The 10,882-nt window shown below is 63.8% G+C and carries 10 protein-coding genes; 8 read left to right on the forward strand and 2 right to left on the reverse strand.

Going from position 1 to position 10,882, the window contains the following annotated elements; translation table 11 throughout:
- Positions 1-8: 8 nt before the first annotated feature.
- Positions 9-422 (reverse strand): response regulator, encoded by a 414-nt coding sequence (locus JEQ47_RS03355; RefSeq protein WP_198875710.1) that lies wholly within the window; start codon positions 420-422, stop codon positions 9-11.
- 26 nt (positions 423-448) lie between these two features.
- Complete coding sequence (locus tag JEQ47_RS03360; RefSeq protein ID WP_198874973.1) at positions 449-1,942, reverse strand: sensor histidine kinase; 1,494 nt, start codon at positions 1,940-1,942, stop codon at positions 449-451.
- 203 nt (positions 1,943-2,145) lie between these two features.
- Between JEQ47_RS03360 and rsmH the strand changes: the two genes are divergently transcribed.
- The 8 genes from rsmH (at position 2,146) to JEQ47_RS03400 (ending at position 10,804) form a co-directional block, all read left to right on the forward strand.
- On the forward strand, positions 2,146-3,147 hold the full coding sequence (rsmH, locus tag JEQ47_RS03365; RefSeq protein ID WP_198874974.1) for a 16S rRNA (cytosine(1402)-N(4))-methyltransferase RsmH: 1,002 nt from the start codon (positions 2,146-2,148) through the stop codon (positions 3,145-3,147).
- Positions 3,144-3,527 carry a cell division protein FtsL gene (gene ftsL, locus JEQ47_RS03370; RefSeq protein WP_198874975.1) on the forward strand — a complete coding sequence of 128 codons (384 nt, stop codon included), beginning with the start codon at positions 3,144-3,146 and terminating at the stop codon, positions 3,525-3,527. Before rsmH ends, ftsL begins: the two co-directional genes overlap by 4 nt.
- Positions 3,527-5,263 carry a peptidoglycan D,D-transpeptidase FtsI family protein gene (locus tag JEQ47_RS03375; RefSeq protein WP_198874976.1) on the forward strand — a complete coding sequence of 579 codons (1,737 nt, stop codon included), beginning with the start codon at positions 3,527-3,529 and terminating at the stop codon, positions 5,261-5,263. Before ftsL ends, JEQ47_RS03375 begins: the two co-directional genes overlap by 1 nt.
- Before the next feature lie 2 nt (positions 5,264-5,265).
- Positions 5,266-6,708 carry a UDP-N-acetylmuramoyl-L-alanyl-D-glutamate--2,6-diaminopimelate ligase gene (locus JEQ47_RS03380; RefSeq protein ID WP_328768061.1) on the forward strand — a complete coding sequence of 481 codons (1,443 nt, stop codon included), beginning with the start codon at positions 5,266-5,268 and terminating at the stop codon, positions 6,706-6,708.
- Between the two features lie 3 nt (positions 6,709-6,711).
- On the forward strand, positions 6,712-7,287 hold the full coding sequence (locus JEQ47_RS03385) for a P-loop NTPase family protein (RefSeq protein WP_198874978.1): 576 nt from the start codon (positions 6,712-6,714) through the stop codon (positions 7,285-7,287).
- A gap of 92 nt (positions 7,288-7,379) precedes the next feature.
- Positions 7,380-8,771 (forward strand): UDP-N-acetylmuramoyl-tripeptide--D-alanyl-D-alanine ligase, encoded by a 1,392-nt coding sequence (locus JEQ47_RS03390; protein WP_198874979.1) that lies wholly within the window; start codon positions 7,380-7,382, stop codon positions 8,769-8,771.
- Between the two features lie 25 nt (positions 8,772-8,796).
- Positions 8,797-9,882, forward strand: a complete 1,086-nt coding sequence (gene mraY / locus JEQ47_RS03395) for a phospho-N-acetylmuramoyl-pentapeptide-transferase (protein ID WP_198874980.1) — start codon at positions 8,797-8,799, stop codon at positions 9,880-9,882.
- Positions 9,883-10,018: 136 nt separating this feature from the next.
- Entirely contained in the window at positions 10,019-10,804 is a 786-nt protein-coding gene (locus JEQ47_RS03400) for a DUF4394 domain-containing protein (RefSeq protein WP_328768064.1), read from the forward strand.
- Positions 10,805-10,882 lie beyond the last annotated feature (78 nt).

Below are 10,882 nucleotides of genomic sequence, written 5' to 3' on the forward strand. Positions count from 1 at the left end.
CGGAACTATTATTCGGCCTCTGGGATCTGCATGACCGAGAAGAACAGGCCCAACTGCTTGATGGCGTTGGCAAATCCGTCGTAGTCGACTGGCTTGGTGATATAGACGTTGGCGCCGAGATCGTAGCAGCGCTGGATTTCGCGCTGGTCGTCGGTCGTGGTCAGCACCACCACGGGGGAGCGGCGGGTATGCTCGTTGCCCTTGACCTTTTCGAGGATGTCGATGCCGGTCATGTCAGGCAGGTTGAGGTCGAGCAACACCAGGAGCTGGCGGCCCTTGTTGACGAGGCCGGTGCCATCGTCGCCGAGCAGGTAGGCCAGTGCATCGGTGCCGTTGGTGAAGGGCACGATCTCGTTGGCCACACCAGCGCGGCGAATGTTCTTCTCGATGAGGCGGGCATGCCCCTCATCGTCTTCGACCATGATGATGGTCACGGGCCGTGCATTGTTCACGCGAAACTCCCCAGATAGCCACGCGAGTCGCGCGGCAGATCGATGATGAATGTAGTACCTTCGCCCAGGCTCGATGTCAGCGTGACATCTCCACCCAGGCTGCGGACCATGGTGCGGACATGGGCGAGGCCGATGCCTTCGCCCGGACTGTTCTGGGCACCCGAGCGGCGGAACAGCTCAAAGACGCGTTCATGGTCGGTTTCGGCGATGCCGCGGCCATTGTCCTCGACCTCGATGACCACGCGGTTGCCCGGCACGTGGCGGGCCCGGATGTTGATCCGCAGCGGGCGCCCCGGCTGCTGGTACTTGATGGCATTGTCAAGCATGTTGCCGAGGACCTGCTCGAGCGAGAGCTTGTCGGTGATGAGCTTGCCGACGCGGATGTCGGTGGTGATCTCGCCCTGGCTCTCGGCGATCTGATGATGCACCGAGGCTGCGGTAGCGTCGACGATCTCCGTCAGTTCCACGGGCTCCGGACGGAGCTGACGGCGGCCCTCGCGTGAAATCTTGAGGATGGCGTTGATCAGCCCGTCCATCTTGCGTGTGGCGGCGCGAATGAAGCCGACCGCTTCGGGCAGATCCTCGGTTGCTGCGATCCGCGCTTCCTTGGCCACGGGATCGTCCTCGGCAACGGGACGGGATTCGAGGTAGGTCTTTACCTCGCCGACGCTGGTTTCCAGTTCGGCCGTGAAGCCCATGATATTGACCAGCGGCGCGCGTAGATCATGCGTCACGATATAGGCGAAGCGCTGGATTTCCTCGTTGGCCTTGCGCAGGTCGCCGGTGCGCTCGCGCACGCGCTCCTCGAGCCCGGTATTGGCTTCCTCGACCTGCCTGCGGGCCCGCGCCAGTTCCTGGGTATAGCTGAGCACGGCCCAGATCGCGCCTCCAACCACGGCCAGGATGACAATGCCGCCGAAGATGGAGACCAGGCGCAACAGGTCGTTGGTTGCGCGCTGGTTGGCGACGCCCTCGGTCAGGCGCTGGTCGACTGCGTCGATGAAGCTGTCGATGAAGCTGCGGATCTCATCCATCCGGGCCTTGCCCCGGTCGGTCTCGACGATCTCCACAGCCGCCGCAATGTTGCCCTGGCGGACCAGTTCGATGGTCTCGGCCATTTCATCGAGCTTGGCGTCGACATTGGCGCGCAGGGTTTCGATATAGGGCGCAGCCTCGGGGAATGGCGCCAGCACATTGGCAAGAGCCGTGAGCTGATCCTCAATGACGGGGAGGGCGGCGTTGTAGGGCCCGAGATAGTTCTCGTTCTGCGTCAGGAGGAAGCCGCGCTGGCTGGATTCGATGTCCTGCATCGAGGTGCGCACATCGATGGCGGCGCGACGGGCAATACGGCCCTGAATGACTTCCTCGAAATAGCCCTGCGAGCGCTCGACCAGCCACACATTGGTGCCGACAATGCCGAGTAGCGCCAGCAAGCCGACGAGCAGGAGGAGGGCGGTGGCCCGAACGAATGTTTTACTTGTTATTGGCATGCGTTTTCCAGGCGACTGCAGCCTTCATGGACGGTTCCTCGCCCGAGGGCAATACGCATAGATTAATCCGCAGGGTTTTCCCGTCCCAAGCGATGCGGATTGCGACAGTGCCATGGGAAACAGAATCTTAAACGTCGCTATGCAAGATCGGCCACCAGTTTAAGCAACCGGCTCGTGCTGGCCGGAGTGGAGTAGTAGCGGATATGGGCAAGCCTTCCCTGCCCGAAACCGATGTGCCAGGCGGTCCGCATGTGCCCGTGCTGCTGGAGGAAGTGCTGACGGCGCTGTCGCCGGTGGCGGGCTGTCGCGTTGTCGACGGCACCTTCGGGGCAGGGGGATATTCGCGCGCCCTGCTCGCCGCGGGTGCCCAGGTCGTCGGCATTGACCGCGACCCCTCCGTGGCGCCCCATGTCGATGCGCTCAAGAGCGACTATCCGGATCGCTTCACCTTTGTGGCCGGCACCTTCTCCCAGCTCGACAGCCTCGCGGCCGATCTCGGCCCCATCGACGCGGTGGTGCTCGATATCGGTGTCTCGTCGATGCAGCTCGACCAGGCAGATCGCGGCTTTTCCTTCATGCGAGACGGGCCGCTCGACATGCGGATGAGCCGCGCGGGCACCAGCGCCGCCGACCTGGTCAATTCGCTCGATGTCGAGGATCTGGCCAACCTGCTTTATGCCTATGGCGAAGAGCGCAAGTCGCGTCGCATTGCCCAGTTCATCGTGGCGGCGCGCGAGACTGCGCCAATCGCCACGACGTTTGAACTGGCGCGCATCATCGAGAAGGCGATCGGCCGCAAGGCGGGCGACGCGCATCCGGCGACCCGGTCCTTTCAGGCGCTGCGCATTGCCGTCAACGCCGAATTCGACCAGTTGGTCGAGGGCCTGTTCGCGGCCGAGCGGCTGCTGAGCGAAGGCGGCAGGCTGGCCGTGGTCAGCTTCCATTCGCTCGAGGACCGCATCGTCAAGCGCTTCTTCGATCCGGACAAGGGCGGCCCGGCCGCATCGCGTCATCTGCCGCAGGTCGAAGCGGCCCCGCTGCGCTGGCGCAGGGCGGGCAAGGCGATCAAGTCCGGTGCGGCGGAGTTGGCGCGAAATTCCCGCGCCCGCTCGGCTGTGCTGCGCAGCGGCATCAGAACCGCCGATGCAGCACGTCCCGTCGACTATTCGGGTCTCGGCGTGCCCCGTATCGGAGGCGTCGCATGATCCGCAACATCAACATCTTCCTGCTCTGCACGTCGGTGGCGATGCTGGCCGGCGTCTACGGGCTGAAATTCTCCATCGAGGGCACGGCGTCCGAACGGACGGCGATCGCTGCCCATATTTCCGAGCAGGAGGGCGAATTGTCCCTGCTGAAAGCCGATTGGGCGGTGCTCAATCAGCCGGGCCATATCGACCCCATCATCACCCGCCATGCCGATGTGCTGGCGATCGGGCCAGTGCAGCAGGAACAGTTCGGTTCCTTTGCCGCGCTACCCATGCGCCCGGCGGCGCCGGATACTGCGGCCATGGATGCGCTGTTTGCGGCCATTGCCGAGGGCATCGACCCCATCGATGCCATCCTGCAGGCGGAAGGGATCGAGTAATGGCTGTTATCGGCGACAGGTTTGTCCCAACCATTGCGCTCGAGGGTACCCGCAAGCAGCGCGGCAACCTCACCCAGGCACGCATCCGCTGGATGATCCTGGCCGTTGTCATGGGCCTGGGCCTGGTTTCCGGTCGCCTGGTGCAACTGGGCATGATCGAGACGGATACGACAATCGAGGGGCAGGCCCGCGACGTCATCACCGCCACGCGGCCCCCGATCATGGATCGGAACGGGCTGGAGATGGCCGTGGATATCCGCGTGCCGTCGCTGTTTGCCGAACCGCGCCGCATCATCGATGTCGAGGAGGCCGTGGTCGCGCTGCGCTCGGTGCTGCCCGATCTCGATGAGACCTGGCTGCGCAATCGCCTGACCGGCGACCAGGGCTTTGTCTGGGTGAAGCGCGAATTGACGCCTGCCATTCAGGACGCGATCATGCGGCTGGGCATTCCCGGCATCGACTTCATCACCGAGTCCAAGCGCTTCTATCCGGGCATGAACGAAGCCGCCCATATCCTGGGCTCGACCAATGTCGACAACCAGGGCATTGCCGGCATCGAACGCCACATGGACAGCGAATCCATTGCGCTGCTGCAGGAGTTGGGTCTGGCGCGCGGCAATGCGCTGACGCCGGTCGAACTCAGCGTCGACATGCGCGTGCAGCATGTGATGCACCAGGAAGTTCTCGACGCTATGACCCGCTACCAGGCCATCGCGGCCGCGGGTGTCATGATGGACATCAATACCGGCGAGATCATCGCGCTCGCCTCTGTCCCGGATTTCAATCCGAACGAGCCGGCCTCGGCCCTGGTCAAGGATACGTTCAACCGCATCACTTCGGGCATTTTCGAGCCCGGTTCGATCTTCAAGACCGTCACGCTCGCCGGCTCGCTCGACGCCGGCGCGGTGCGGATCACTGACGAGTTCGACGCCCGCTACGGCGTGCGTTTCGGGCGCTACACGATCGGCGACTTCCACGGCAAGAACCGCATCCTGACCTTGCCGGAAGTCTACAAATACTCGTCGAACATCGGCACGATCCGCATCATGCAGGCCATGGGCAAGGACAACTTCCGCGAGTTCCTGTCCCGCATGAAGTTCGACCAGCGCGTGGACTTCGAGCTGCCGGAAATGCGCGTCCCTACCGTGCCCAACACCTTGTCCGAGGTTGGGGCGGCGACGGCGTCGTTCGGCCATGGCCTCTCCGTTTCGCCGCTGCACATGCTGACCGCCTATGCGGCCTTCGTGAATGGCGGCAACTATATCTCGCCCACGCTTTACAAGCGCAGCATTGCCGAGGCCGAACCCCTCTACGAACGCGTCATCTCCGAAGAGACCAGCGCCTATATGCGTTACCTCATGCGCCTCAACGCCATCTCCACGGGTGGCTCGGGCTCGCAGATGAACCGCGCCGCCCAGGGCTATCGCGTCGGTGGCAAGACCGGTACGGCGGAAAAGGTGGTCGATGGTCGTTACTCGTCCAACAAGGTGACGAACTTCTTCGCCTCGGCCTTCCCCCTCGACAATCCGCGCTATGCCATGGTGATCATGGTGGACGAGCCCAAGGCCGAAAATCCACAGTCCGGCACCACTGCAGGCTGGAACGCCGGCACGATGACCGGCCGCATTGTGCAACGTGTCGCGCCCATGCTCGGGGTAGCGCCAGACTTTACCGAAATGCTCGATCAGCAGATCGTGCCGCCAGAAGTCAGGCGGATATTTCCAGAAGGATATTGATGGTGTCCATCAGCGTTACCCAACTGCTCGAAGGCTCCGGAGCCCGCCCCAAGAAGGGGCTTGGCGCCGTTTTCGGGCTGAACTCCGACAGCCGCAGGATCGAGCCGGGCGACATCTTCTTCGCGTTGCCGGGCGCCAAGGTGCATGGCAACCAGTTCATCAAGGATGCGGTGGATCGCGGTGCACTGGCCGTAGTGACCGATCACGCTCCGCCGGGCGATCCGGGCGTCCCGGTGATCATCGTCAAGGATGCCCGCGCGGCCTATGCACGCGCTGCCAGCCGCGTGTTCGAGCCGCAGCCGGAAATCCTCGTCGCCGTCACCGGCACCAATGGCAAGACCTCTGTCGCCTCCTTCGTGCGCCAGATCTGGGATCATGCCGGCGTGCCTGGCGCCAGCATCGGTACGCTAGGCATTGAAACCTCCAAGCGCACCATCGAGGGTGCGCTGACCACCCCGGATTCGCGCACGCTGCACCAGGCCATGCGGGCGCTCAAGGCGCAGGGTGTCGACCATGTGGCGCTGGAAGCCTCCAGCCATGGGCTCGACCAGCACCGGCTCGATGGCGTGCATTTCGAGGCCGTGGCCTTCACCAATCTCAGCCGCGACCATCTCGACTATCACAAGGATATGGACGAGTACCGCAACGCCAAGTTGCGGCTATTCACCGACCTGCTGGTGGATGGCGGCGCGGCCATCGTCAATGTCGATGATCCCGAGCATGAGCAGTTCATGTTCGCGGCCCTGTCGGCCAGTGCCACGCTGCTGACGGTGGGCCGGGAAGGCGCCTATATCGAAATCCTGTCGATCGAGCCGGAGGGCTATGGGCAGCGCGTCGAGGTGCGCCATATCGGCGAAAAGGTCAGCTTCCATCTTCGGATTCCGGGCGAATTCCAGGTCTCAAATGCGCTGATCGCGGCGGCCCTGGCCATGTCGGCCGGTGTCGACAAGGCCGACGCCTTCGGCGCCCTGCCGGAACTGGTGGGCGCACGCGGGCGGCTCGAACTCGTGGCCGAGCACAATGGCGCGGCCATTTTCGTCGACTATTCGCACAAGCCGGAGGCCCTGCGCGTCGCGCTGCAGACGCTTCGGCCCTATGCCAAGAACAAGCTGCATGTGGTTTTTGGCTGCGGCGGCGACCGCGACAAGGGCAAGCGCCCGCAAATGGGCGAAATCGCCAGCGAACTGGCCGACGTGGTCATCGTCACCGACGATAATCCGCGCACCGAGGACGCTGCTGCCATTCGCGCCGAAGTGCTGGCTGGAGCCAAGGGCGCCAGCGAGATCGCCGACCGCAAGACGGCCATCGAATCGGCGGTCAAGGCGCTCAAGCCCGGCGACGTGCTGCTGGTTGCCGGCAAGGGCCACGAAACCTACCAGATCATCGGCACCACCAAGTCGCATTTCTCCGACCATGAAGTGGTCGAGGCGGCGGTCAAAGGCTGAGCCTTGAAGGGCGTCCTCATCGGCGGCACGTCGCATTGCGGCAAGTCGACCCTCGCGGCCGACATCGGCACGGCGACGGGTGCTGCGGTTGGCTCGACCGACCAGATGGCCCGGCATCCGGGCCGTCCCTGGCTCGGCGTGCCCGAGCCGGTGGCCGAATTCTACGAGACGCTTTCGGACGAAACGATCTACTGGTTCCTGCGCGTGCACCACACCAATATGTGGCCGATGCTGGCGCTGGAGATAGAGCGGCAGCGGGCCGGCGGGCAGGGTTTCGTGCTGGAGGGCACGGCGCTGCGGCCCGAGAGCCTCGCGGGGTTGGCGGGCGATCATCTCGTCACGCTTTGTCTCTGTGCCAATGCCGATTTCCTGGTCGACCGCATTCGCCGCGAAAGCGATTACGAGGCGCGCGATACGAGGATGCGCCGCCTGATCGACCGCTTCGTCACCCGCTCGATCCGCGACAATGCCGAGATCATAGCCGACGCCAGAAAGCACGGCGTCTGGCTGGTTGATGCGGGCGACATGACGGCCCTCGCGACGGCGCGCCAGGACATCCTGTCCCGATTGTCCCCTTGAGCTTGTCGCTGATGCCTTGAGAGAGGCACAAAGTGGCAGTATCTGCTTGATTCATTCAGGCGTCCCAAGCGAGCGAAGAGACCAGCAAGACCATGACTCCACCTCTCTTCACTCTGGACGCGGTTCTGGCTGCGACCGGTGCAAAGGCCGCCAATGTCTCGGCGAGCGAGATCAATTCGATCTCCATCGACAGCCGCGAATTGGGTCCCGACGCGTTGTTTGTCGCCATCAAGGGCGATCGCTTCGATGGGCATGATTTCGTCGACACTGCCCTTGCCAATGGCGCCGTTGCCGCCCTGGTGAGCCGGGGCGAGGGCGAAGGTCGTATCGTCGTAGAGGACGCATTGGGGGGGCTGCGCGATCTGGCCATTGCGGCGCGCCAGCGCAGCCGGGCCTTTGTGGTCGGTGTCACCGGCAGCGTTGGCAAGACCACGACCAAGGAAGCGCTGCGCCTGGTCTTCGAGGCAGCGGGGGAAACCCATGCCTCGATAAGAAGCTTCAACAATCACTGGGGCGTGCCGCTGATGCTGGCGCGACTGCCCGAGACGGCGCAGTTCGGCGTCTTCGAAATGGGCATGAGCGCGCCAGACGAAATCCGGCCGCTGAGCCAGCTCGTGCGCCCGCATGTCGCCGTCATCACCACGATCGCCCCGGCGCATCTCGAAAATCTCGGCAGCCTCGAAAATATCGCCCGCGCCAAGGCGGAAATCTTCGACGGCGTTGAGCCAGGGGGTACCGTCGTCCTCAACGGGGACCACGCGCAGATCAACATCCTCCTTGACGCGGCTGCCGCTGCCGGCATCGCCAATGTCGTGACCTACGGCTTTGCCCGCGGCGTCGACTGGCAGATCACCGCCGCCGAAACGGCCGCCGACCGGAGCTTTGCCACCATCGTGCATGGCGACGAGCAACATGCGCTGGCGCTGGGCGTCAGCGGCCGGCATATGCTGTCCAATGCCACCGCGGCGCTGGCCGTGGCGCATGTGGCCGGCATCGAACCCGGCGTTGCCCTGCGGGCGCTTGCCGGGTTCGGCGCGCAGCCGGGGCGCGGACAGCGCCTGGCCCTCGGGCCGGCGGAGAAGCCGCTGCTGCTGATCGACGAAAGCTACAATGCCAACACCGCTTCCATGGGCGCGGCGCTCGACGTGTTCGGCACCATTGCGGCTCCAGATGGCCGCAAGATCGTCATCCTCGGCGACATGCTCGAACTCGGTGCCGCCGCAGATAGTCTTCATGCCAGCCTCGCCGACGCGGTCCGGTCGAGCGGCGCCGAGCGTGTCCATCTCGTCGGCAGCCATATGGCAGCGCTCGCGGAAGCCTTGCCGCCGGGTCTCGTGGCCAGCCATTCCCCAAGCGTTGCGGAAGCCTTGGACGGCGTCATGGCCGACCTTGCCTATGGCGACGCAATTATGGTCAAAGGGTCCAACGGCGTCGGGCTTTCCCGCATCGTCTCCGAAATCAAGTCGCGTTTCTCGCAGAGCTGACACAGCACAAGAGTAGCCATCCAGAATGCTCTATTTCCTCGGCCAGCTCGGCGAGCAACTCGCCGCCTTCAACGTCTTCCGCTACATCACTTTCCGTACTGCCGGTGCGGTGGTCACGGCGCTGTTCTTCGTGTTCCTGTTCGGCCCCGGCATGATCGCGCTGCTGCGTGTCAAGCAGGGCCGCGGCCAGCCGATCCGTGAGGATGGTCCGGCGGGGCACCTGCTGACCAAGAAAGGCACGCCCACCATGGGCGGTCTGATGATCCTCTCGGGCGCCGTCATTTCGACGCTGCTCTGGTCGAACCTCACCAACGGCTATGTCTGGGTGGTGCTGTTCGTCACCGTCGGCTTCGGCGCCATCGGCTTTTACGACGACTATCTCAAGGTCAAGCGCATGAGCCATGCTGGCTTCGGCTCCAAGCAGCGGCTCATTCTCGAAACCCTGATCGGCTGTATGGCTGCCTTCTTCATTTCGCAATTGGCCGCCGGCTCCTACGGCACCTCGCTGCAATTCCCCTTCGTCAAGGACCTGGCGATCAACCTGGGGTATTTCTACATCTTGTTCGGCGGCTTCGTGGTCGTCGCGGCCGGCAATTCCGTGAACCTCACCGACGGTCTCGATGGCCTTGCCATTGTGCCGGTCATGGTGGCTGCAGCCTGTTTCGGCCTCATCGCGTATCTCGTCGGCTCGCAGAACTATGCCGACTACCTGCTGCTCAACAACGTTCCGGGCACGGCCGAGCTTGCCGTGGTCTGCGGCGCGTTGATCGGCGCCGGCCTGGGCTTCCTCTGGTTCAACGCGCCCCCGGCGCAGATTTTCATGGGCGATACGGGCTCGCTGGCCCTGGGCGGCGCGCTGGGCACGATTGCCGTGGCGACCAAGCATGAAATCGTCCTGGCCATTATCGGCGGTCTCTTCGTGCTCGAAACCGTCTCGGTCATCGTGCAGGTCACCTCGTTCCGACTTACCGGCAAACGGGTGTTCCGCATGGCGCCCATCCACCACCATTTCGAGCATCTTGGGTGGACGGAAAGCCAGGTGGTGATCCGCTTCTGGATCATCTCCTTCGTGTTGGCGCTGATCGGCCTTTCCAGCCTCAAGCTGCGCTAGGGGTGATCACGACCCGGTGACCGCCGGGTCCTGAAACTAAACGGAAATTCTTCTCGTAGCTGCGCGTGACGATAGCGTTCGTCCCACAGCCATCCCCGGCCGCCACGAAAAGCGGCTGACAACGAGGAGACTTTCCGTGACTGCTACCGCCCGTATCGCGCTACTTGCCGCCGCCCTTGCCAGCACCACCGCTTTCGCCACCGCCGCCCATGCCGCATCCGCGGTCGGGCTGGTCGACGGCAATACCCTTGTGACCTTCGACACCGAAACCCGCGCCGTCACCGGCAGTATGGAAATCACCGGCGTCGAGGGCATAGCCGGCATCGACGTCCGCCCCGCCGACAAGTGGCTCTATGGCGTGACCCTGGCCGGTGAAGTCGTGACCATCGATACGGCCACCGGCGAAGCCACGGTCAAGTCTACGCTGTCGGAAAAGCTCCCCAGCTACGAAGGCGCAATCGTCGATTTCAACCCGATGGCCGACCGCCTGCGCCTGATGGGCACTGATGGCACCAATCACCGCGTGAATGTCGATGACGGCGCCGTCACGGTCGATGGTTCGCTGGCCTTCGAAGCCGGCGACATGCACGAAGGCGAGACCCCCGCCATTGTTGCGGCCGCCTACATCAACTCGATCGGCAAGCCTGAAGCGACGGCCATGTACGATATCGACGCCACCATTGCCGGCCTGATCCAGCAGGTTTCGCCCAATGACGGCACGCTCAAGGCTATCGGCAAGCTGGGCGTGGATGGCTCGACCTATGCCTTTGACATCGCCGCGACCGAGGACCTGACCAACACGGCCTATCTTGTGGTCGACAACACGCTCCATACTGTCGATCTCGAAACCGGCGCCGCGGAAGCCTGGGGCACGATCGAAGGCGTTGAAGGCACCATCACCGACATCGCCATCCTGCAGTAAGCAGCGGCCTGAAACTTCCAGGCTATTGGTGCGTTTCTGTGCATAACCTGTGACGCAGGAGAGGGGCCCCGGCAATGA

This window comes from Devosia sediminis, from assembly GCF_016411825.1.
Taxonomy (GTDB): domain Bacteria; phylum Pseudomonadota; class Alphaproteobacteria; order Rhizobiales; family Devosiaceae; genus Devosia; species Devosia sediminis.

Coding starts and splice junctions, on each gene's coding strand:
- JEQ47_RS03355 (WP_198875710.1), bottom strand. CDS start 422: ATGGTCGAAGACGATGAGGGGCATGCCCGCCTCATCGAGAAGAACATT.
- JEQ47_RS03360 (WP_198874973.1), bottom strand. CDS start 1,942: ATGCCAATAACAAGTAAAACATTCGTTCGGGCCACCGCCCTCCTCCTG.
- rsmH (WP_198874974.1), top strand. CDS start 2,146: ATGGGCAAGCCTTCCCTGCCCGAAACCGATGTGCCAGGCGGTCCGCAT.
- ftsL (WP_198874975.1), top strand. CDS start 3,144: ATGATCCGCAACATCAACATCTTCCTGCTCTGCACGTCGGTGGCGATG.
- JEQ47_RS03375 (WP_198874976.1), top strand. CDS start 3,527: ATGGCTGTTATCGGCGACAGGTTTGTCCCAACCATTGCGCTCGAGGGT.
- JEQ47_RS03390 (WP_198874979.1), top strand. CDS start 7,380: ATGACTCCACCTCTCTTCACTCTGGACGCGGTTCTGGCTGCGACCGGT.
- mraY (WP_198874980.1), top strand. CDS start 8,797: ATGCTCTATTTCCTCGGCCAGCTCGGCGAGCAACTCGCCGCCTTCAAC.